The 23,398-nt window shown below is 58.0% G+C and carries 13 protein-coding genes; 8 read left to right on the forward strand and 5 right to left on the reverse strand.

Features of this window, described 5'->3' with window-relative positions:
* Window positions 1-5: 5 nt before the first annotated feature.
* The 5 genes from glgC to FPY71_RS03700 all read right to left on the reverse strand — a co-directional run bounded on the left by glgC (window position 6) and on the right by FPY71_RS03700 (window position 12,804).
* The gene (gene glgC, locus FPY71_RS03680) at window positions 6-1,271 is read right to left on the reverse strand and encodes a glucose-1-phosphate adenylyltransferase (protein ID WP_149297732.1); all 1,266 of its coding nucleotides are present in this window, start codon (window positions 1,269-1,271) and stop codon (window positions 6-8) included.
* A 148-nt stretch (window positions 1,272-1,419) separates the two neighbouring features.
* A complete protein-coding gene (locus FPY71_RS03685; protein WP_149297734.1) occupies window positions 1,420-3,936 on the reverse strand; it encodes a glycogen/starch/alpha-glucan phosphorylase in 2,517 nt (838 codons plus the stop codon).
* Between the two features lie 3 nt (window positions 3,937-3,939).
* Window positions 3,940-5,556, reverse strand: a complete 1,617-nt coding sequence (gene pgi / locus FPY71_RS03690; protein ID WP_149298657.1) for a glucose-6-phosphate isomerase — start codon at window positions 5,554-5,556, stop codon at window positions 3,940-3,942.
* A 202-nt stretch (window positions 5,557-5,758) separates the two neighbouring features.
* Window positions 5,759-10,813 carry a translocation/assembly module TamB domain-containing protein gene (locus FPY71_RS03695; RefSeq protein WP_149297736.1) on the reverse strand — a complete coding sequence of 1,685 codons (5,055 nt, stop codon included), beginning with the start codon at window positions 10,811-10,813 and terminating at the stop codon, window positions 5,759-5,761.
* On the reverse strand, window positions 10,813-12,804 hold the full coding sequence (locus FPY71_RS03700) for an autotransporter assembly complex protein TamA (protein WP_246160116.1): 1,992 nt from the start codon (window positions 12,802-12,804) through the stop codon (window positions 10,813-10,815). The genes FPY71_RS03695 and FPY71_RS03700 overlap by 1 nt, the downstream gene beginning before the upstream one ends.
* 448 nt (window positions 12,805-13,252) lie before the next feature.
* On the opposite strand from FPY71_RS03700, the gene FPY71_RS03705 reads away from it, so the two are divergent.
* The 8 genes from FPY71_RS03705 to FPY71_RS03740 all read left to right on the forward strand — a co-directional run bounded on the left by FPY71_RS03705 (window position 13,253) and on the right by FPY71_RS03740 (window position 23,343).
* Window positions 13,253-14,761 (forward strand): helicase HerA domain-containing protein, encoded by a 1,509-nt coding sequence (locus FPY71_RS03705; protein ID WP_149297740.1) that lies wholly within the window; start codon window positions 13,253-13,255, stop codon window positions 14,759-14,761.
* 104 nt (window positions 14,762-14,865) lie between these two features.
* A complete protein-coding gene (locus tag FPY71_RS03710; RefSeq protein ID WP_149297741.1) occupies window positions 14,866-15,819 on the forward strand; it encodes a class 1 fructose-bisphosphatase in 954 nt (317 codons plus the stop codon).
* 123 nt (window positions 15,820-15,942) lie between these two features.
* Complete coding sequence (gene tkt / locus FPY71_RS03715) at window positions 15,943-17,949, forward strand: transketolase (protein ID WP_246160117.1); 2,007 nt, start codon at window positions 15,943-15,945, stop codon at window positions 17,947-17,949.
* Window positions 17,950-18,146: 197 nt separating this feature from the next.
* Complete coding sequence (locus FPY71_RS03720; RefSeq protein ID WP_149297743.1) at window positions 18,147-19,181, forward strand: TerC/Alx family metal homeostasis membrane protein; 1,035 nt, start codon at window positions 18,147-18,149, stop codon at window positions 19,179-19,181.
* A 234-nt stretch (window positions 19,182-19,415) separates the two neighbouring features.
* Window positions 19,416-20,477: an ABC transporter substrate-binding protein gene (locus FPY71_RS03725; protein WP_425457864.1), complete on the forward strand. Its 1,062-nt coding sequence runs from the start codon at window positions 19,416-19,418 to the stop codon at window positions 20,475-20,477.
* A gap of 75 nt (window positions 20,478-20,552) precedes the next feature.
* Complete coding sequence (locus FPY71_RS03730) at window positions 20,553-21,470, forward strand: ABC transporter permease (RefSeq protein WP_149297747.1); 918 nt, start codon at window positions 20,553-20,555, stop codon at window positions 21,468-21,470.
* Window positions 21,467-22,294, forward strand: coding sequence for an ABC transporter permease (locus FPY71_RS03735; RefSeq protein WP_149297749.1), 828 nt, complete (start codon window positions 21,467-21,469; stop codon window positions 22,292-22,294). Before FPY71_RS03730 ends, FPY71_RS03735 begins: the two co-directional genes overlap by 4 nt.
* A complete protein-coding gene (locus FPY71_RS03740) occupies window positions 22,291-23,343 on the forward strand; it encodes an ABC transporter ATP-binding protein (RefSeq protein WP_149298661.1) in 1,053 nt (350 codons plus the stop codon). Before FPY71_RS03735 ends, FPY71_RS03740 begins: the two co-directional genes overlap by 4 nt.
* The last annotated feature ends 55 nt before the right edge of the window (window positions 23,344-23,398 follow it).

Here is a 23,398-nt window from a genome sequence, read left to right on the forward strand (position 1 = left end):
GCCTTTCAAAGCGCCAACCTGTCGATCATCTTCTGCGTCACAAGGCAAATACCCGTGGATGTGCGTCGAAAACGCTTTGCATCCAGAACCGGGTCTTCGCCAATCACCATGCCTTCCGGAATTTGCACGCCCCGATCCAGCACTGCCCGGCTGATGCGTGCCTGTCGGCCGATAACCGCCTCTGGCAGAACAACAGCATGATCAAGCATGGAATAGGACCGCACGCGGACGCCGGTGAACAGCAGGGAACGCCGCAGGCTGCCGCCGGAGATGATGCAATCCCCGGACACCAGAGACGATATTGCCGAGCCGCGCCGCCCATCCTGATCATGCACAAATTTTGCCGGTGGCGTCACATCGGCATAGGTCCAGATTGGCCAGTCACGGTCATAAATATCCAGCTGCGGCACAACGTCTGTCAGGTCGATATTCGCCTGCCAATAGGCATCGACTGTTCCGACGTCACGCCAGTATGCGTCGCTTTCATTGGAAGAGCGCACAACAGACTGGCTGAAAAGATGCGCGTAGGCGTTGCCGTTTTTAACGATGTAGGGAATGATGTCCTTGCCAAAATCACGGCTGGATTGCGGGTCTGCCGCATCGCGCCGCAACTGATCCGCCAGAAATTCGGTGTTGAAGACATAAATGCCCATCGACCCGAGCGCCATATTTGGCCGACCGGGTATAGCAGGCGGGTCTTCCGGCTTTTCAATAAAGTCCGTGACCCGGCCCCTTTCATCCACATGCATGACGCCAAGGCTGCATGCTTCCATTCTCGGCACTTCCAGACAGCCGACGGTTACATCCGCGCCGGTGTCCACATGCTGTTGCAGCATGATTTCATAGTCCATTTTGTAAATATGGTCGCCGCCCAGAATGATGATGTATTTGGTGGAATAAGCCTCGATGATATCAAGATTCTGGAACACCGCGTCGGCCGTGCCGGCATACCACTGATCTTCGGACACGCGTTGCGAGGCAGGCAGCACGTCAAAGCTTTCGTTCCGCCCGGGGCGAAGAAAGTTCCAGCCGCGGTTCAAATGCCGGATCAGACTGTGAGCCTTGTACTGCGTGGCAACGCCAATGCGGCGTATGCCGGAATTCACGGCATTGGAAAGCGCAAAATCAATGATGCGGGATTTGCCACCAAAATAGACTGCCGGCTTGGCACGCTGATCTGTCAGCTCCATCAGGCGGCTGCCGCGACCGCCTGCCAGCACATAAGCCATGGTGTCGCGCGAAATTGGCGCCATTCGGCGGTCGGTAGCCATACAATCCTCCCTTACTCATCACTGATGTTAAATGCTGAACTGTCTCAAATTTTCCAGCCGTCAGATTCGGAGCATTTCCAGTTGGAACAGTTTTGTTTCAGCGGCAAGACAATGCGACCCAAAAAAGAGCCAGGCCAATTTCAGGCGATCATGAGATCGCCTGAATCGACTTGGGGCCAGCCTTCCAGATGTCGCGGGCATATTCGCCAATCGACCGGTCAGAGGAAAACCACCCCATGCGTGCAGTGTTGTGCACAGCCATGGTGTTCCACTTTGCGCGGTCCAGCCAAAGCTCGTCCAGCCTGCGCTGCGTGTTCCAGTATTCCTGGAAGTCGGCGGCAATCATCCACCAGTCGCGGTCCCGGAGGGAGCCGGCAAGGCTGCGATAGCGACCCGGATCATTTTCCGAAAACACGCCGTTTTCAATGGATTCCAGCGCCGCGCGCAGCAAAGGCTGACGTTCGATAACCGGCTGCCCCATATGGCCATTGGCGCGCGCATTGGCAACTTCTTCGGCGGTCAGGCCGAAAATGAAGATGTTGTCTGCGCCGATATGCTCCAGCATTTCCACATTGGCACCGTCCAGTGTGCCGATGGTCAAAGCGCCATTGAGCGCAAATTTCATGTTGCCCGTGCCGGATGCTTCCAGACCGGCTGTGGAAATCTGCTCTGACACGTCTGCAGCCGGCATGATAATTTCTGCCAGGCTGACATTGTAGTTCGGAATGAAAACCACCTTCAAAAGGTTGCGCACTGCCGGATCGGCATTGATAACCCGCGCCACGTCGTTGATCAGGTGAATGATCTGCTTGGCTTCCTGATAGCTGGGCGCGGCCTTTCCGGCAAAAACCTTGACCCTTGGTGTCCAGTCCAGATGCGGGGAAGAGCGGATCTGGTCATATAGCGCCACAGTTTCGATGATGTTGAGGAACTGGCGCTTGTATTCGTGAATACGCTTGACCTGAATGTCGAATATCGCCTTCGGGTCAACATACGTTGCCAGCCGCTCTTCCACCACCTTGGCAAGCCGCTGTTTGTTTGCCAGCTTAACAGCGGCAAACTTGTCGCGGAAGCTGGCATCATCGGCGAATTTGTCCAGCTCGGCCAGAAGCTCGATATTATCCCGAAAGCCGGGGCCAATTGCCTCTTCGATCAGCTTGCACAAATCCGGGTTGCACTCAAACAGCCAGCGGCGGGGTGTCACGCCATTGGTCTTGTTTTCAATCCTTTCCGGATAAAGCCGGTGCAGATCACGGAAAACCGTTTCCTTCATCAACTCGGTGTGCAGTGCCGAAACACCGTTTACGGCGTGCGAACCGGCAAATGCCAGTTGCCCCATGCGCACACGGCGACCATTGTTCTCATCAATCAGCGACACAGCGGAAATCTGCCCGTCGTCCAGCCCCTTATCCAGCCGGGCGTGGCGGATCAGATCTGCATTGATGGCATAGATGATTTGCATCTGCCGGGGCAAAAGCCGCTCAAACAGGTGAATTGGCCACGTTTCCAGCGCCTCCGGCAACAAAGTGTGGTTGGTGTAGGAAAATGTCGCCTGGGTGATTTCCCAGGCTTTGTCCCACTCGATGCCGTGAATATCGACCAGCAAACGCATCAACTCGGCAACGGAAACCGCCGGATGCGTGTCATTCAGCTGGATGGCAACCTTGTCTGCCAGATTGTCCAGACTGTCATAGGTTTGCAGGTGACGCCGCACAATGTCCTGCAGGGATGCTGACGAGAAGAAGAATTCCTGCCGCAACCGCAATTCCTGTCCGGCCTGATGGGAATCCGCCGGATAGAGCACACGGGTTATGGCCTCTGCGCGGTTGGATTCCAGCAGTGCGCCAATATGGTCGCCGGAGTTGAATGCATCCAGCAGGATAGGATCCAGCGCCTGCGCACTCCACAGCCGCAGGGTATTGACGTGCTTGCCCCGCCAGCCAACAATTGGCGTGTCAAAAGCCACAGCCAGAACCCGTTCTGCCGGACGCCAGACATAACGCGGCGGACGCCCGGGCTCCTCCACCATCGTCACCTTGCCGCCAAAGCCGATTTCATAAGCGGTTTCGCGGCGCTCAAACTCCCACGGGTTGCCGTGCGCCAGCCAGTCTTCCGGCAGTTCCACCTGCGCGCCATCAGCAATTTCCTGCCGGAAGAAACCGTGCACATAGCGAATGCCATAACCGAATGCCGGCACCTCGGTTGATGCCATGCTTTCCATGAAACAGGCAGCCAGACGCCCGAGGCCGCCATTGCCCAAGGCGGCATCCGGCTCCAGAAGTTCAACCAGATCCAGGTCGACGCCATAGCGTGCAAGGGCCTGCTTGACCGGTTCCGAAAGGCCAAGATTGTTGATGGCATCGCGCAGCAGGCGGCCGATCAGAAACTCCATGGAAAGGTAGCAGACGCGTTTCGAATGCTCTTTCGTCACCTTTTGGGTGGACGCAATCCAGTGGTCGATAATTCTGTCCCGAACCGCAAGGCAGGTCGCATCCATCCAGTCGTGCATGCGTGCGACGCTGGTTGTCTTGCCCAGCGAATAGGTCAGCTTTTCCAGAATTTCCAGCGCAAGCGTATCTGTGTCATTGGCGCGGGGCAGGGGGTTGTTGGTCGCCCGGGGTACTTTTCGGGTGGCCTGCGGTTTTGCAATTGCACTGTCCTGCATGTTTTACCCCTTCAGTCTGGTAATTTGGTGAACCAGGCCCGCGGTCGAACTGTCGCGTCCTCTGGTGTTTTCCTTGCCGGTAACCACCGGCAAAAGCTGGGTTGCCAGTTCCTTGCCCAGCTCCACGCCCCATTGATCAAACGCGTTGATGCCATAAAGCTGCGCTTCCACGAACACCCTGTGCTCATACAGCGCTATCAATTGACCCAGCGTGGCAGGGTCCAGCTTGCGATAGAGAATGGTCAGCGACGGCCGGTTTCCGGAAAATTCCCGGTGCGGGGCAATGCGCTCCGCCTCTTCCAGCGAGCGGCCCGCCGCCAGCAATTGCTGGCGCGCCTCTTCCAGCGTGCGGCCGCGCATCAACGCCGCGCTTTGCGCCAGACAATTGGCAATCAGCAGGTCCTGGTGTGGTTGCAGATCGGGCTCGTGCGACAAGGCCCCCAGCAAAAACTCCACCGGAATAACATTGGTACCCTGGTGCAGAAGCTGGAAAAATGCGTGCTGGCCATTGGTGCCAGGCTCTCCCCAGACCAGCGGGCCGGTAACTGTCGGCGTGCGGCGGCCATCCAGCCCGACATGCTTGCCGTTGGATTCCATATCCAACTGTTGCAGATAGGCGGGAAACCGCGCCAGCCGCTGGTCATAAGGAATGATGGCGCGCGCAGCATAGTCCTGTGCAACGCGGTGCCACCAGCCAACCAGGCCCAGCAGAACGGGCAGGTTTTCTTCCAGCGGGGCATGGCGAAAATGCTGGTCCATGGCGCGGGCACCGGCCAGAAATTCGCGGAAATTCTCAGGCCCAATCGCAATCATCAATGGCAAGCCAATGGCCGACCAGATGGAATAGCGCCCGCCGACCCAGTCCCAGAAGCCAAAGGTGCGATCCGCGCCAATGCCAAAAGCTGCCACCTTGTCCAATGCCGTTGATACGGCACAGAAATGCGCCCCAACCGCATCTTCGCCCAGAGTATCAGCGATAAAGCGCCGCGCCGTTGCGGCATTAGTCATGGTTTCGATGGTGGTGAATGTCTTGGAAGCTATAATGAACAGCGTTGTTGCCGGATCCAGCTTTGCCAGCGTGTCGGCAATATCGGCGCTGTCAACATTGGAGACAAAATGCGCGCGTGGCCCGTCGTGATATGGCGAAAGCGCCAGTGTTGCCATGACTGGACCGAGGTCCGACCCGCCAATGCCAATATTGACGATATCAGTGAAGCGCCCCCCTCTGGCAGGAGCGATCTGTACATTGCGAATGCCCTGGGCAAAGGCCGACATGGCCACCAGCACGGATTCCACCTCGTCGGAAACATTGTCTCCGGCCACCGCATAGGCATCTTCCACGCTGCCGCGCAGCGCGACATGCAGCACGGCACGACCTTCAGTTGCATTGATGCGCGCACCGGCAAACATGGCATTGCGGCGCTGTTCCAGCGAAGTCTGGCGCGCGTAAGACAGCAACGCAGCGAGGTCATCTTTTGAAAGCGCGGTCTTGGAATAGTCCAACGTCAGAGTGTCAGTGCTGGCGCTGAAATGATCAAACCTTGCGGCATCGGCGTCGAACAGCGCCCGGATTCCGGTTTGCCGGGACGCTTGCCCCATGGCGGTCAACTCATCCAGCATTTCGCCGGCGCGGCGTGAATCAGACACTCGTCTCTGCCCCTCTGTTGCTGTGCACAACAGCAGTGCTGCAATGCATTTCCACCCCCACTATCTAACGCCTTGAAGCGTGGGAAAAGGGGCAGAGTGAACCTTAAGGCGAAAAAACCGGTTTGGCCGGAGGATTTCCAGCACAAACCGCTGCGCGATGACGGAAAAACCGATCCTAGTATTCTTTTTCGTAGAAAACACCAACTTCGCCGCCGCCGGTGGCTGTCACCGCGCCGCGGGCCTTAAAGTCACGGCCCAGATCCAGATCGATGGACACGCGGCCTGTGGAATCCACTCCGACATAGGTTTTGTCGTTCAGATATTGCCCGACGCCAACTGCTGCCTGCCCATCTTCCGTGGTGGTGATATCCAGATTATCGACGCCCAGCTTGGACCGCAGATTGTCGAGCAGGCCGGTGGAGCCGCCGACACCGGCAAGCGAAGCCGCAGCGGAAGCCAATTGCGCGATTTGAACCGGCGACAGGTTGCTGGTTGACTGGCCGAAAATCAGCTGCGCCAGAACTTCATCCTGCGGCAGAGCCGGGTTGGAGCTGAAAGTGAATGTCGGATTCTCTGCCGGGCCGCGAACCGCCACATAGACTCGGGCCTGACCAGCATCGGACTCCGCCAGGAAGTCCAGGGTTGGAATCAGATTGCCGGTGAAGGATAGCGATGCCCGTTGAAATTCAAGCCTGCGGCTGAGAATCTGGAAATAGCCGCGCTCCAGGTCAAACGACCCGACAATTCCAAGATTGGACAGCGGCCCGGCGATCTGAATTGAGCCGCCCAGTTCCAGATCCAGCCCGCGGCCGCGGACAAACACGCGGTTCGGCGCATTCAACGTAACATTCAGGCTGATGCCACCGCCGCTGGTGCCGGTAGCGCCGCTGTCCGGGTTGATTTCCTGCTGCTGGCGCAGAACGGCTGCAGGCGCATTGACATAGCGCACATCCAGCTGCGCCAGAGAGCTTGGCAGGCTGTCCGGTACAACGATGTTGATTTCCTGGGCATTGATGGTGCCGCCCAGAACTGCGGCTCCGGTCAGCGGACCGGTAACCGTCAGGTCGGCATTGAGCCGGGTGGAAAACAACTCGCCATCAGCATAGCGTCCATCGCGGATGGTGATTGTCAGGTCTGCCGGGAAGCCGGCACCCAGTCCGATGCCCCCGCTGACATTGATGGTGCCGCCGCTGCCCAGCGCTGCGGAGAAGCTGTTGAATGTTGCGCGGTTGCCGGACAGGGCGATGGTCGTTGTGATGTTTTCAACGGCCAGATTAACGCCCGTATCGACAAAGCGGGCTCCGGTGGTGGAAATCGTCCCGGTTACATCCGGGCTGGCGGCTGTGCCGGCAATACGAGCGTTGATGTTCACGTCGCCCTGGATGGAGCGGCCACCTTCTGCCAGAAACTGGTTTGCCAAAGCCAGCGGCGCATTGCCGTTGACCGCGATGTCAAAAGCCGGAGTGCCAGCCAGGTTGACAGCGCCATTGGCGGTGAACTGAATGCCGCTGCCGGACACATTGCCGTTCAGCGTGACGCGGTTGCCGGCGTAATTGCCATTGAACGCGCCATTGAGCGGGCCCACCCCGGCATCCCGTGCCTGAGCGATTGAAAATCCGCTCATGGACAGATTGTATGCGACTTGCGGGCTGGAAACCGAGCCTGTTGCATTGGCTTCGCCAGACAATGTGCCCTGTGCTCCCAGAGTGGGAGAGGCGATGTTGGCCAGTGCTAACGGCAGCGAATTCAACGCCAGTCGCATGTTCATGGTGCGACCGATACTGCCGCTTGCATCCAGCGTGCCGCCACCGGCCTGCACTCTGGCCCGTGCCAGAGTCAGTGTGTCGTCGCGGTAGGTGCCCGCTACATCCAGCGCAACGGTGTCAACGCCGGATTGCCGAAGCGGTGCTGCCGAAAGGCCGGAGCCTGCCAGTTCAAAGATGGCTTGCGGCTGCCCCAGGGTTCCGGTGGCCGTGCCCTTGCCGGACACAGTGCCCGAAGCGCCAAGCCCCGGAACAAATGCGTTCGCCAGTGCAACCGGTACCGAGTTGACAGTCAGTTGCAGGTCCATATCGCGGCCAACACTGCCAACCGCTTCTACACTGCCATTGCCAAGGCTGGCGACAGCACGGGACAGTCGCACCGTATGGTTGGAAAGCCTGCCGGACACATCCAGCGTGGAAGGGGGCACCTGCGATGCCGCAAGCTGGCGGGCGCTGATCTCCCGCCCGTTGATCTGAAATTCAACAACCGGGTTGTCGAGCGCGCCGGTGGCTGTGGCGGTGCCGGAAATCGTGCCGGAAGCGCCCAGACCCTCGACAAAGCCGTTGGTCAGCGCAACGGGCAGATCGGTAATCCGCAACTGAGTATCCAGTGTTGCGCCAACCTGGCCGGTTGCTTCAATGATGCCCGAGCCCAGTTGCACCCGGGCTGCATCCAATGTTGCCACCTTGTCGCGCAAGCGGCCCGCCACCGTTCCGTCTATACCGGGAATGTTGGCTGCCCTGGTCTGTGCGGTTTGCAGTTGCGCCAGAGCCAGATCAAAATCGCTGCGCAGATTTGCCGTTGGGCCGGCCAGCGTTACCATGCCGGACAGGGAGCCCGCTGCGTCAAGCCCTTCCACGAAAGGATTGGCGATGGCCAGCGGAAAACGATCCAGTGCCACCTGCAGGTCGGCTTCATCTGCCAGATTGCCTTGAACGCGCAGAGTGCCTTGTCCTGCATTCAACAGCAGCGTGCCAAGGTCTATACGACCTTGCCCGATGCGAATGCGCGCCGGCTCACTCAGCGAAATGGCAGCATTTTCAATATTGGCAGTCAGGCTGTTCAAACGAATATCAGTGATGCCACCGGCAATATTGACCTGACCGGCCAGACGAGTGGGAACGTCATTGATCCGCGCGCCGCCTTCAAAATTTGTCGCACCGTTCAGGCGGGCCAGATCCAGTGAAAGCCCCGCAACATTGATGGATGACGTGGCAACAGATGTCGCCTCAATGCTGCCGCTGGCCTGAGGGCGCACGAGATAGTCAAACAGCGTCACATCAATATTGGCACCTGCCAGTTCACTGCCAGCTATCGACAAAGTTTGCGCGGTCAGCTGAACAGCCGCCTGCGGCGTGCCGTCGGCAGCAACCTGCAGGTTGACCTGTCCTTGCGCGCCACCGGATGCTTCCTGCCCGGCAAGTGCGGCAAGGGTGGAAATGTCCGGTGCGTTGATTTGCAATTGGCCTGTGGGAACATTTGCTGCGCTCAAGCTCACTTCGCCCGAAACGCGGTTCTGGCCTTGCTCCAGCAGAAGATTGCGGAAGTGCCTGACCTGTCCCTCGGTCGCAAAATCTGCCGACAAAGCCAGAGGCGCATTGTTGTATACGCCTTGCAGTGACACGGTGCCCTGCGGTGCATCGGCAGCAAATGTGCCATTAATTTCGGCGGCAATTTCCTGCAATGTGCGCCCGGCAACAATCAGGTCTGCGCCATTCAGCGACAGCTCCACCTGAGGCGCGGAAAGCGTTCCGCTGACATTCAGCTTCAGATCCGCGGTGCCGGAAAGCCCAGCTTCCGCCTGCGCCGACTGGTCCAGCGTACCGGTTGCCGAGGCTGAAACGGTTTCACCCTGCAGGCTGGCATTGGCCCGCACATCCAGCCCGGTCCCCTGCAGCACAATATCACGCCCTGCAAATCCGTCAGCGGTTCGCTGCACAGCGCCTTGCAGCGACAGCCGCTCGCCAGCATAGGCAGGAACTTCCGCGCCAAGCGCAGCGCTTTCCACATTGGAGCGCAATGCCAGGTCAAATGTTGCAAAATCGCGCGCTGCTCGCCCGGTAACGGCCGCACTGGCCGTGGCGGTTGATACGCTGTCGGCATCAATGACAATTTCGTCGGCTGTCAATGATCCGCTGGCAGTCAGGGAGACGGGGCCGGTCAGCACATTTGCGGCAATGCCCTGCGGGGCTGTCGCTGATGCCGCATCCAGCCGTATTTCAAACGGGCCGGCAATGTTGTTCAGATCGAAACCCTGGCTGACCACATGCAGGTTGACGTCACGGGCGATATAGTCCTGATATCCGGCGTTTCGCGATGCCGCCATGACGTTCAGTCTGGCAGCGCTGAGCGATCCTGCCAAAGTGGCGTCCAGCGATGACACTTCGATCGACGTGCGCGAGCCCAGATCGCCAAAGGCCAGCGGCAGCGGGTTGCCTTCATCCGTAGCAAGGCTGACGCGCAGGTCATTCGCCGCACCAGTCGGATCGTAGACCCCGGATGCATCCAGCTGCAAACTGCCGGACAGCAATTCGCCGCGATTGATGGTGATCTGCCCGCCCTGATCCTGCAAGAGAACATCGGCAACCAGATGAGCCGTATCGCCAACCATGTCGGCATAGGTTTCCGGCACGAACGGGCCGGTAATGGTGTTGATATCCGCATTGATGCGGCGGCCGGAAGCTTCATCCTGAACGGTGGCTGTCAGAGTGGTGGCTCGCTCACCGGCAATATCCAGCGTGCCACTGGCGTTGAAGTTGCCCAGCGGGCCTTCGCCTTTGACATTCAGCGCAATAGCAGGAGAATCTGCAAGCTTCAAAAGCCCGGCGACAATGCCGCCTTCCGGCTCATTTGCACTGATGTCCACCCCAAGCCGGTTGTCGGCAGGGGCGAAAGCCAAAGTTGCGGCAATCGAGCCGGGACGGTCCTGCCGTTCAACATCAAAGGTCACATTCAACGACGTGGGCTGCGGGCTGAGTTGCAACGAACCTTTGGCAGAGAGTTCGGCCGGGACACCAGCAACAGCTTCGCCCAGCGTAAACCGGCCGATGGCGATCTGCTGCACATTGGCCGTGATATTTGGAAGGGAAAAACCACCGCTCGATTCAGCTTCGACGGGGTCGGCGCTGCCAATTGGCAGCCTGTCCAGCACAATGCTTGCAGCCGACAGGTTTTCAATGTCCACCGTTCGGCGAATGAGCGCTGTGGGTGACCAGTCCATCGCCAGATCATTGGCCGTCAGGTAAACACCGTCGGCGTCTGCAACCGTCAGACTTTCAATGCGAACTTCACCGGAAAATGCACCCGAAAAGCCGGTGATCTTGACCTGGGCATTGTCAGTGGAGATCAGGTTTTCGATCTGTCGCGCCAAGAAACCCTGTGCATTGGCGGCGCCAGGGGCGCAGACCACCATTGCCAATGTGGCCAGTGCCAGCAGATTGCTGCGAAGGGAGCCGAACATACCCATCAGAAAGCCTGCCCTATGCCTGCATAGATCTGAAAACTGCCGTCGCGAGGACCGGGATCGAGTGGAATGCCGACATCGATGCGAATTGGCCCGAAGCCAGTCAGATACCGCGCGCCGACACCGGCACCCAGTTTGAATTCGCCAAAGTCGGGGAACAGGTCATCGGACACCGTGCCACCATCAATGAATGGCACGATCTGAATGCTTTCGGTAATGCCGATCCGCATTTCCAGCGACGCCTCGAACAGCGACAGGCCACCAATCGGCGTATCGACGAAATTCGGGTTGGTGCCGGGAGGTGCAAAGTCAGGATAGTAAGGGCCGATCGACTGGTAGACATAGCCGCGCACCGAGCCTCCGCCGCCCGCATAAAACCGGCGATCATTGGGAATATCGGCCAGATCTGCGCCGGCCATCGTGCCATAGGCCACACGACCCGCCACTATGAAGCGGTCATTCTCATCCAGCGACAGATAAGCTGACGCATCACCCCGCGCCTTGAAGAACGCAACTGAGCCTTCTGCATCATAGGATGGCTCGCCCATCACCTTCAGCAGATAGCCCTCTGTCGGGTTCAAAGCATCGTCGCGTGCGTCAAATGTGTATGTAACCGGAATGGAGCCGATGAGAAAATCACGCTTGCCGAGATAGTCCTCGATCTCTTCATATTCCAGCAAAACACCGGCGTGAACAGTTTGCCGCTTGTCGATCTTGTACTCGACACCACTGAAACCGGCTATGGATTCACGATTATAGGCCAGCGGTTGTTCACGCAGAGTGGTGAGAGAGCCGATGTAGACTGAATCCGGCCCCAGAACGCCGGGCTTGCGAAACTCTGCCCCGACCTTGTAGTCCACACCGTCAACCTCACGGCCTGAACTGGAAAGCTCGTTCGCACCGATGCGCGTGACGGATCCTTCCAGGCGAATGCTTTCTGCCCCGCCAAACAGGTTGCGGTGTTGCCAATAGCCATTCACGCCGGCGCCGTCAGTGTTGGAAAACGTGGCGCCCGCTCCGATGACCCGGAATGGCCGCTCCGAGACTTCCACCAGCACCGGCAGGGTGCCGTCCGGCTCCTGGCCATCGGCTGCTTTTACCGTAACGCTGGAAAATACGTTCAGCGCATTCAGGCGGTCGCGCGCCTGCTGCAATTCCTCACGTGAGTAGATTGTGCCCGGTTTGATGCCGGTCATATAGGCAATAAAGCCAGGACGAACCGCGTTGGCACCCGTAACAACTGTCCGTCCGAACGGAACCGGAGACCCAGGAGAAAGTGAAAGATCGTAATCCAGCGTGCCGCGAGCCGAATCTGCCACCACATCCCGGTGAAGAATTGCCGCAAAGGGCCGGCCGGTATTTTCCACATCAAGGTAAATCTGGTTTTCGGCCTTGAGCAGGCGAACCGAATCCGCTGACGATCCGGGCGTCAGTTCATATTCCTCAGCGCTTAAAGGCGGCGGGCCATCCGTTGTCAGCCTTACGGTGCCCATCTTGTAAAGCTGGCCAGGCTGTACGGTAATGGCCACCGGCACCGGGCGCGATGTATCAAAGCTGGCATCGGGGGCCATGCCGGCAATATTTTGCCCCTCGATGGTAATGGTAACCAGCCCGTCATAGCGCGATTGCTCATACAGGGCCGCCACCAGCCGCCTGCGATCGTTGCGCGCCTTGGCCAGCAGACCAAGCGAGCCGGAAACCGGCTTTTCTGCATCGGCCACCAAAGTGGACGCGGCGTTAAGCGCCTTTTCCAGATCGTCATCAGCCGGGCTGACCGTCAGGGTGACGGAATAGTTCACCGGGTCGATAACCGTGTCGGCTTCGTCATACCGGCCGAAGAACTTGAAGCCGAAAAGTTCGAATGCTCCAGCCGCAGGTGCGCTTGCCAGAAGGCAGGCGCACACAATGGAAGCCGTAAAAGTCCGGGCAAAGCCCTTGCGGTGCAATGGCACGGTGTCGATCCGATCAGCCTTGTTTCGTTGCAGTGGTCGCACTGAAATCATCTGCCGATACATGCTGACCAATGGTTAAATAACAACCGTTGATCGGTGTCCATCTGTCGCACCCTGGAATGTAAAGGGCATTCTTGGCGAATGATGTGGGCATTGAGCCACAGTAAAAAGCCGGATAATTCCGCAGAAAGCAGGGTCTTTTGAATCTGAGTTTCTCGATTAACCGGCCATTTACCAAGATTTGAGGAACTCCGCCGCCGCAGGTCTGGCATTGGCTGTGGACGGGTGCGGGTCAAGGCTATCATTGTTGCCGTGAGGTCGGATAGAAGTGAGAGGAATCTTAAAGGCATTCGCTGACGAAACGGCCTCGTTTCCAAAGGCGGCGCAATGCGACAAGACAAGAAGTTGGAGCGTTTCAAATGGTCGAATGACCGGAAAAAACTCTCCGCAACAAGGTTGTTCACCTACGAATGTCCGGACAAAACCACCCATGAAGGTTGCTGTCGATCTTGGAACCACCGCAACGGGAGAGCCGGCGGAAATGGATCTTGAAGAGCTTCTGTCGACGCGTCTTCTGGTGCAGGGCAATTCCGGCTCCGGCAAATCTCATCTGTTTCGCCGCATTCTGGAGCAAAGCTCTGAGTGGGTGCAACAGGCCATCATTGACCCTGAGGGCGACTTTGTTTCGTTTTCAGAACGGTTTGGCCATATTGTCGTGGATGCTGACCGCACACCCAGCGAGCTGGCCAGGATCGCAGCCCGTATTCGCCAGCACCGCGCGTCGGTGGTTTTGAACCTTGAGGGGCTGGATGCAGAAGTGCAGATGAACTGCGCAGCTGCGTTCTTGAACGGCTTGTTTGATGCTGACCGCAATTTCTGGTTTCCGATGCTGATCGCAGTGGATGAAGCGCAGATATTTGCACCCGCAATTGCGGGCGAGGTGGGCGACGAAGCGAGGCGCATTTCGCTGGGCGCCATGACCAATCTGATGTGCCGTGGCCGCAAGCGCGGGCTGGCTGGCATGATAGCGACACAGCGTCTAGCCAAACTGGCCAAGAACGTCGCCGCCGAGGCCTCGAATTTTCTGATGGGGCGCACCTTTCTGGACATTGATATGGCGCGTGCCGCTGATCTGCTGGGCATGGAGCGCAGGCAGGCAGAGCGTTTCCGTGACCTGGAGCCGGGGCAGTTCGTGGCGCTGGGGCCTGCACTTTCCCGACGTCCGGTTCCGGTTCGTATTGGCCCGGTGGAAACGGCGGGCCGCTCTGGCAGGCCGGTGTTGATGGCGCGGCCGGAAACGCCGCGTGAAGCCATGGAAGATCTGATTTTCACCCCGGCGGCAGGTGAAGCGGCAATTTTGCCCGCGCCGGTGCGCAGGGAGCCGGCGGTTGCCACACGAGATCTGCTGGAGCAACTGGCGGTGCCGCGACGAGAGACCTTTGCTGAAGCGGCAGAGCCAGAGCCAGAGCAGGATCCGGCCGAGAGGCAGGCTATTCTGGACGGAATTTACGATTCCCTTCTGGCCGACCCGGAGGCGGCCTTCCGCCCGGTTCCTGTTCTTTATCAGGACTTTCTGGTGCATTGCCGTTTGCAGCGCATTTCAGGTGGGCAGACGGATATGCTCAGCTTTCGCCGCAGGCTGGCGCTGACCCGCGCGGGTGTGAATGACGACACCGAGGACGACGAATGGCAGGAAGTCATTGCCCGCTCGGAGCAACTGCCGGAAGATATGCAGGGCGTGTACATGATGCTGGCCAGAGCCGCGCGTGAGGGAGAACCCTGTCCGAATGATGAGGTGCTGGCCAAGGCCTATGGCAGCCATTCGCCATCTCGAGGGCGCTTTCTGCTGACCTATATGGCGGATAGAGGCTTTATTTCCTGCGAAACGGATTTTCGCGGGCAACGTGTGGTGATGATTGCCGGAAGCGACTGGCGCACTGGTGCCGGACAGGCCAAAGCGGGCGCGCCGGGCATGGCTTCGCGCCTGCGGCGTGCCTGAAGCAGTTTCGCCACGCGGCACGATGCTGTAATGCATGGCCGCATTGGAGGAATCGCCGGTAAGACGTCCGGCGTTCGAAATCTGACACTGTAACGGGAGGCATCATGCCGCTGACGCTCAGCACCTATCTGGCAAATGGACGCGCCGATGTCGCCACTCTGATTGGTGAGCTTGCCGCCGCAGCGCAGGAACTTGCAGGGCTGGTTTCACGCGGCGCGGTGAGCGCCGAGCCGGTTGGCGAAACCGCCAATGGTGGCGGCGATGTGCAAAAAGCGCTGGATGTGGCTGCTGACCGGATTTTTTCCAAGGCGGCAAGGCAGGCCCCGGTTGCATTCTACGGTTCTGAAGAACAGGACGGTGCTGTCGCATTGAATGCGAATGGCACCCTGGCACTGGCCATTGATCCGCTGGATGGGTCTTCCAACATTGAAACCAATGTTTCCATTGGAACAATCTTTTCCATTCTGCCGCTGACAGTTGATGGTTCAGACGTGTTTTGCCAGCCCGGCAACCGACAGCTTGCAGCGGGCTATTTTATTTATGGGCCGCAGCTTTTGCTGGTTGTTTCGCTGGGGCAGGGCACACAGGTTTTCTGCCATAACCCCGACACGGGCGAATTTCTGCAGACGATCGAGCGGATGCAAATTCCCGAAAAGGCCAAAGAGTTTTCGGTGAACGCCTCGAATCGGCGCTACTGGCAGGAGCCGGTCCTGCGCTATATCGAAGACTGCGAGGCCGGAACGGATGGCCCGCGCGGCCGCAATTTCAACATGCGTTGGGTGGCTTCCGCTGTGGCGGATGCCTATCGTATTTTTCTGCGTGGCGGAATTTACCTTTACCCCGGCGACAGGCGGGACGGCTATGCAGATGGCCGCATACGCCTGGTTTATGAAGCAAACCCGATTGCCTTTCTGGCCGAGCAGGCCGGGGGTGCCGGCACCAACGGCCAACAAAGATTGCTGGACATTGTGCCGGAAAAACTGCACCAGCGTACCCCTATTGTCTTCGGCTCCCGCGAAGAAGTGATGGAAATGGGACGCTATTTCGCCAAGGCGTGAGAACACTCAAGCATTTCCCGCTGATACGGAACCGCTTCAACGGCAGGATAATGCGCCCGATTTCTGGTCTGGAACATCATGCGTGGCAGACACACGTCGCGCTGGAACGAAGTGAGGACGACTATGACTGAGCAATTGAACCCCGCCGTTTCCTCCGGCAACGACCCTTCGCGCGAGATGGCAAACGCCATTCGCGCTTTGGCTATGGATGCCGTGCAAACCGCCAATTCCGGCCATCCGGGAATGCCTATGGGTCTTGCCGACGTGGCAACTGTCTTGTTCGAAGACTTTGTCCATGTGGATCCTGCAGACCCGTCATGGCCGGATCGCGACCGGTTCGTGCTGTCCAACGGCCACGGGTCGATGCTGCTTTACGCTGTTCACCATCTTCTCGGCTATTCCGACATGACGCTGGATCAGCTGAAGCATTTCCGCCAGTTGGGAGCCAAGACAGCCGGACACCCGGAATATGGCCATGCGCTGGGAATCGAAACCACCACCGGTCCGCTGGGGCAGGGCATCACCAATGCTGTCGGCTTTGCGCTGGCAGAGCGCATGTTGAATGCGCGCTTCGGCGACGACCTTGTGGACCACTATACCTATGCAATCTGCGGCGATGGCTGCCTCATGGAAGGCATCAGCCACGAAGCCATTGACCTTGCAGGGCATCTGAAGCTGAACAAGCTGATTGTTCTGTTTGACGACAACGGAATTTCCATCGACGGCAAGACCAGTCTTTCAACATCGACAGACCAGGTGGCGCGCTTCAAGGCATCCGGCTGGAATGCCGTTTCGATTGACGGGCATGATGCTGCTGCCGTGCGCAAGGCGCTGACAGAGGCCAAGCGCTCCGACAAGCCAACGATGATCGCCTGCCGCACGATTATCGGCTATGGCTCGCCCAAGCTTGCGGGCTCAGAAAAAAGCCACGGCGCGCCTTTGGGCGGTGATGAAATAACGGCGACACGCAAGGCTCTGGGCTGGACCAGCGAAGCTTTTGTTCTGCCGGACGAGGTTGTCAGCCGCTGGCGGGCCATTTCCACAAAGAACGCCGAGCGACGCGCCGAATGGGAAAAGCGGCACGACGCATCTCCAAGGCGGGCCGAGTTTGATGCGGCAGTCAGCACAGCGCTTCCGGCAGACTTTGCTGCCACCATGGCGGCTTACCGCGAGAAATTGTCGCAGGAGCAGCCAAAGCTTGCAACGCGCAAGTCATCGGAAGCGACGCTTGAAGTGATCAATGCACTGACAGAGCTGACAATCGGCGGTTCGGCAGATTTGACGCATTCGGTCTTCACCGTGACCAAGGGCATGACCAGCGTTCAAGCCGATAATTACGGCGGGCGCTACATTCACTATGGCATTCGCGAGCATGCCATGGCTGCGGTCATGAACGGTCTGGCGTTGCATGGCGGCTTTATCCCCTATGGCGGCACCTTCCTGGTGTTCTCCGACTATATGCGCGGGGCAATGCGCCTTTCCGCGCTGATGGGCCTGCGCGTCATCTATGTGTTGACGCATGATTCCATCGGCCTTGGCGAAGATGGTCCAACGCACCAGCCGATTGAACATCTGGCCATGCTGCGCGCGACACCAAACCTGAATGTTTTCCGCCCGGCAGATGCCATTGAAACGGCAGAGGCCTGGGAAATCGCGCTGGAAACCACAAATCGTCCGACAGTTCTTTCGCTTTCGCGCCAGAACCTGCCCACCGTGCGAGCGGGTGATGTGGCCGAAAACCGCTCCCGCAAGGGCGCTTACGTTTTGCGTGAGGCGCAGGGAGAGCGCGCCGTGACGCTGATTGCCACGGGCTCGGAAGTCGAAGTGGCTTTGAATGCCGCCGAAGCCTTGAAGGCTGAGGGTATTGCGGCTGCCGTGGTTTCTGCCCCGTGTCTGGATATTTTCGCCGAGCAGGATGCAGCCTATCGTCAGCAGGTGCTGGGCACTGCGCCACGCATTGCTATTGAAGCGGCAATTGGCTTTGGCTGGGATCGCTGGATCGGTGACAATGGCCGTTTCATCGGCATGCACGGCTTTGGTGCTTCCGCTCCGGCTCCGCAACTGTATGAAAAGTTTGGGATTACCAGTCAGGCAGTTGTTGCTGCCGCCAAGGAGCTGACCGGGAGATAGAGCTTTTCCCGTCCAAACGGTCTGATCCGCGTTGACAAGCTGGAAACTCGATCACAACTGCGCTATGGCCGATCCGTCTATCGTGACGGGTCGGCTGGAACAATGTATTGCGACGCATCATTGCGTGGGCGAGCAGCTGGTTCTGCTGTCTGCATCAAGGCCGGCGAAAAGCTGATAAGGCCACAACGGAGGGTGAATTGGATCAAACAGCACTTGGTGGGCTAGCTCCGGCGGACGTTGTTCCGACGTGGGTCTGGCTGGCGACAATCGGCGGTATTGCCGCTCTGTTTGTTTTTGATTTTTTCACCCATGTTCGCAAGCCGCATGAGCCGACATTCCGTGAGGCAGCGCTGTGGTCAACATTTTACATCGCGCTGGCTCTGCTGTTTGGCTGGGGTGTCTGGCATTTCTGGGACCGTAAGCACGGTGTCGAGTATTTTGCCGGTTTCATCACCGAAAAAAGCCTCTCGGTCGACAATCTGTTTGTCTTCGTCATCATCATGAAAAGCTTTCGCGTGCCTGCGGCCTATCAGCAGAAAGCGCTGCTGATCGGTATTGTCATTGCGTTGATCATGCGTGGTATTTTCATCGCGCTGGGTGCTGCGGCAATCGAGCGTTACTCCTGGGTCTTTTACGTCTTCGGTGCGTTTCTGCTTTACACAGCCTACAAGCTGGCGGTGGAAAGCTTTGCACATGGCGCCAAGAAAACAGATGAGGTTTATGAGCCCAATGCGCTGGTGAAATATTTCCAGCGTCATCTGCCCACCACAGACAATTATCGTGGCAACGCATTGACCGTGCGAGAGAATGGCAAGCTGTTTTTCACTCCGATGTTCATCGTCATTCTGGCTTTGGGCATGACGGATCTGTTGTTTGCGCTGGATTCCATTCCGGCCATCTACGGCCTGACCAATGCGCCCTACATTGTCTTCACCGCCAATGCGTTCGCGCTTCTGGGCTTGTTGCAGCTCTACTTCCTGCTGGGCGGTCTGCTGGACAGGCTGGTCTATCTGGGCTTCGGGCTGGCACTCATCCTTGGCTTCATCGGCGTCAAGCTGGTCATTCATGCAATGGAGGCCAATACCTTGCCGTTCCTGAACGGCGGCGAGCCTATCCAGGGTCTGCCCTACATTTCCACCAACTTCTCACTGGCGGTTATTGTCGGCATTCTGGTGGTCACAACGGTTGCCAGCCTTTTGAAAAGTGCAGCCTCTGCAAGGAACGACCGGTAATTGCTTCCGGCTGATTTTTTCGCTTGCGCAAGTCTGGTTTAGAGCGTTTCCTGATGCTCAAACAGAAGTTGCTTGAACGGGCTTTCAGCCTTTAAAAATATGTCATGGCGGGCTGCTATTGGCGACCGGACTTGAAACACAGTCCGGTTGCCGGAGCGCCGACAGCCGACGAACGAGGGGACCATCTGTATGAGACGTTTCAGACTGTCGATTTCCGTCGCCGCGCTGGTGGCAATGTCAACCAGCTCCGTGCTGGCGCAGGAAGCCTCGTTGGATGCGCTGGTTGCTGCCGCAAAGGCAGAAGGCCAGTTGACGACGATTGCCCTGCCGCATGACTGGTGCAACTACGGTGAAGTGCTTGCCGGCTTCAAGGCAAAGTACGGCCTGACAATCAATGAGCTGAACCCGGATGCTGGTTCGGCCGATGAAATCGAGGCTGTGAAAGCCAATAAGGGCAATACCGGCCCGCAGGCTCCGGACGTGCTGGATGTAGGGCTTTCATTCGGCCCGGCAGCCAAGTCGGAAGGGCTGGTACAGCCATACAAGGTTGCCACCTGGGACGAAATTCCGGACGATGCCAAGGATGCCGAGGGTTACTGGTACGGTGACTATTACGGCGTGCTCTCGTTTGAAATCAACAAGGATATTGTTGATGAAATCCCGATGGACTGGGAAGACCTCCTGAAGCCGGAATACTCGAATTCGGTGGCTCTGGCCGGTGATCCACGCGTTTCGGCACAGGCCATTCAGGCAGTTTATGCTGCCGGGCTTTCCCGCAAGCCGGACGGCAGCCCGACTGAAATTGCAGAGGCTGGCCTGGAGTTCTTCAAGGAACTGAATGCTGCCGGAAACTTTGTGCCGGTTATTGGCAAGCCAGCGTCACTGGCGCAGGGCACCACGCCAATCATGATCCGTTGGGACTACAACGCCCTTTCGGGCCGCGACACGCTGGCTGGCAACCCTGAGGTTGAGGTTGTTGTGCCAAAGACCGGTGTTGTTGCCGGCGTCTATGTTCAGGCCATCAGCGCATATGCACCCCATCCCAACGCTGCCAAGCTGTGGATGGAGTATCTGTATTCCGACGAGGGGCAGCTAACCTGGCTCAAGGGTTATTGCCACCCGATCCGCTTCAACGCCATGGCTGCTGCCGGCAAGATTCCACAGGAACTGCTGGACCGTCTGCCGCCGGTTGAAGCCTATGAAACGGCCAAGTTCCCCAGCGTTGCCGAGCAGGATGAGGCCAAGGCCGTCATCACGGCAAATTGGGACAGCGTTGTCGGCGCCAACGTTCAGTAATCTGACGCGGGGCCGGCCCTTGATGGCCGGTCCCGCACCAGATCATTTGCCATTCTTCCTACAAAGCAGGTGTTGATGTCGTCGGTCGCCGGACTTGAACCCACGGCAGTTGTACAAGGAAACGAGCCGAAAGGCCGTGCGCGTTTTCAGCGCCCCTCACTGACCTTGCTGGGCGTCATACCGTTTTTTCTGTTCGCAGTTCTGTTTCTGATTGGTCCGACGCTGTATCTGGTGGTCGGCGCTTTTCAGGATTCCAGCGGCAATTTCACCATCCAGAACATGATTTCGCTGTTTCAGCCGCAGATCATGGCCGCTTACTGGATTTCCATTCGCATCAGCCTTGCATCGGCGGGTCTGGGCGCAATCATCGGCTTTTTCATCGCCTATGCCATAGTTCATGGCAATCTGCCTCAATGGATCCGTCCGGCGGTCACCACATTTTCCGGTGTGGCGTCCAATTTTGCCGGCATTCCGCTGGCCTTCGCATTTCTGGCAACGTTGGGACGCATCGGCCTTATCACCGTCTTCCTGAATGAAGCATTTGGCGTCAATATCTATCGTCTCGGTTTCAATCTTCTGTCGTTCTGGGGCCTGACGATAACCTATCTCTATTTTCAGATTCCGTTGATGGTGCTGATCATTGCACCAGCTTTGGACGGGTTAAAAAAGGAATGGCGCGAAGCGGCCTCCATACTGGGTGCAAGCCGCTGGCAATATTGGCGCATGGTGGCGCTGCCGGTTCTGGCGCCCAGCATTCTCGGCTGCTTTCTGCTGCTGTTTGCCAATGCCTTCGGAGCCATTGCAACGGCCTATGCGCTCACCGGCTCATCTCTCAACATTGTGCCCATCCTGCTTTATGCGCAAATCCGGGGTGACGTATTGTACAACCCCAATCTGGGTTATGCGCTGGCAGTCGGCATGATTTTGATCACCGGTTGCTCCAATGTCTTGTACATCTGGCTGCGGTCGCGGGCAGAGAGGTGGCGCAAATGAAGATAGGGCGTCTCGGGCCATGGCTGGTTGTCATTTTCGGCACGCTGTATTTTGTGCTGCCGCTGGTTGCAACATTCCAGTTTTCACTTTCCATGCTGCGCGGTCAGTGGAGTTTTGAAGCTTATCGCATCGTGTTTGCCGATGATCGGTTTCGGTCCACATTCACGTTTTCGGTGGTCGCCGCCCTGGCAACAATTGTGCTCGGGGCCCTTCTGGTGGTGCCGACGGCCTACTGGGTGCGGCTGAGACTGCCGCGCCTGCGGCCGGTGGTGGAGTTTATCACGCTGTTGCCGCTGGTCATTCCGCCCATCGTTCTGGTGTTCGGTTATCTGCGGCTGTACAATTCTTCATCATGGTTGCCGTTTACCGGCACTGTCGCGGGCACCAATCTTCTGCTGGTTTTCGGCTATGTCGTGCTGGCATTGCCTTACATGTATCGCGCGGTGGATACCGGCTTGTCCGCCATCGACGTGCGCACGCTGACAGAAGCGGCGGAAAGCCTGGGGGCCAGCAAGCGCACCATTCTGTTCCGGGTCATTTTGCCCAATGTCCGGGCCGCGGTTATCTCCGGTGCATTTCTGACATTTGCGATTGTCATTGGTGAGTTTGTGCTGGCCAGCTTGCTCAACCGCCCGGCTTTCGGCCCTTATCTACAACTTGTCGGAGCCAACCGCGCCTATGAGCCGGCGGCGCTGGCCATGATAGCATTTGCCATCACATGGGCCTGCATGGTCATGCTGCAGGTGGTTGGCGGTCGCGGTCACGGCGCAGATCAGCGGCAGGCACGCGGATGGTTCAGACGGAAAAGGCAAGCCACGACATGAGTTTTCTCGAGATTGCCAATCTGCGCAAAACCTACAATGCCAATGCAGTGGTTGAAAATTTCAACCTGTCGGTCGCTCGTGGCGAGTTCATTTCCTTTCTGGGCCCCTCAGGCTGCGGCAAGACCACCACTTTGCGTATGGTGGCGGGGTTTGAAACACCGACCGGCGGGACCATCGATATTGATGGCGAGAGGGTGAACAATCTGCCACCCAATGCCCGGAAAATCGGCATGGTGTTCCAGTCCTATGCCTTGTTTCCCAACCTGTCGATCGCCGACAACGTTGCCTTCGGACTCAAAGTGGCCGGGCGACCCAAAGCGGAAATCAACAGCCGCGTTCAGGAAATGCTGGAAATGATCCGGCTTCCGCATGTGGCTGCACGATATCCGTACCAGCTTTCTGGTGGTCAGCAGCAACGCGTCGCACTAGCGCGCGCCATTGCCGTCAAGCCAAGGGTTCTTCTGCTGGATGAGCCCCTGTCTGCGCTGGATGCTAAAATCCGCATATCGCTTCGCGATGAAATTCGCGCCTTGCAGCGCAATCTGGGCATTACCACAATCTATGTGACGCATGATCAGGAAGAAGCCCTGTCAATGTCGGACAGGATTGTGGTGATGAGCGAAGGGCGCATTGAGCAGATTGGCACGCCATTCGAAATCTACAATCGCCCGGCCAGTCGCTTTGTCGCCTCGTTTGTTGGCACTCTCAGCCTGATTGAAGGAGAGGCCGTTGCCGCTGATACGCTGCGGATCGGCACAGAGACAATTGCCGTGGATGAACTCGCTTCTGCGTCTGGCACGCCGGTCATGCTTGCCCTGCGGCCGGAATCCGTGTCACTCCACCCTTCTGAAAAGCGCAGAAACCGCCTGACGGGCAGCGTGGAGCATGTGGCTTTTCTGGGTTCTGTGGTGCGGCTCAAGGCTGCCACTGCTGGCGGCCCGGTTCTGGTGGACGTGTTTAACGATCCAACGAATCCCCCGCCCAAACATGGGGCAAGGGTTGAGCTGTATTTCTCGCCTCAGGATTGCCAGATTGTGGGCAAAAACTGATAATACTGCTGACAAGCATTCCAAACTGAGCAAAATGGGCCGTTATCGGCCCGTG

The organism is Aureimonas fodinaquatilis (assembly GCF_008369445.1).
GTDB classification, from domain to species: Bacteria; Pseudomonadota; Alphaproteobacteria; order Rhizobiales; family Rhizobiaceae; genus Aureimonas; species Aureimonas fodinaquatilis.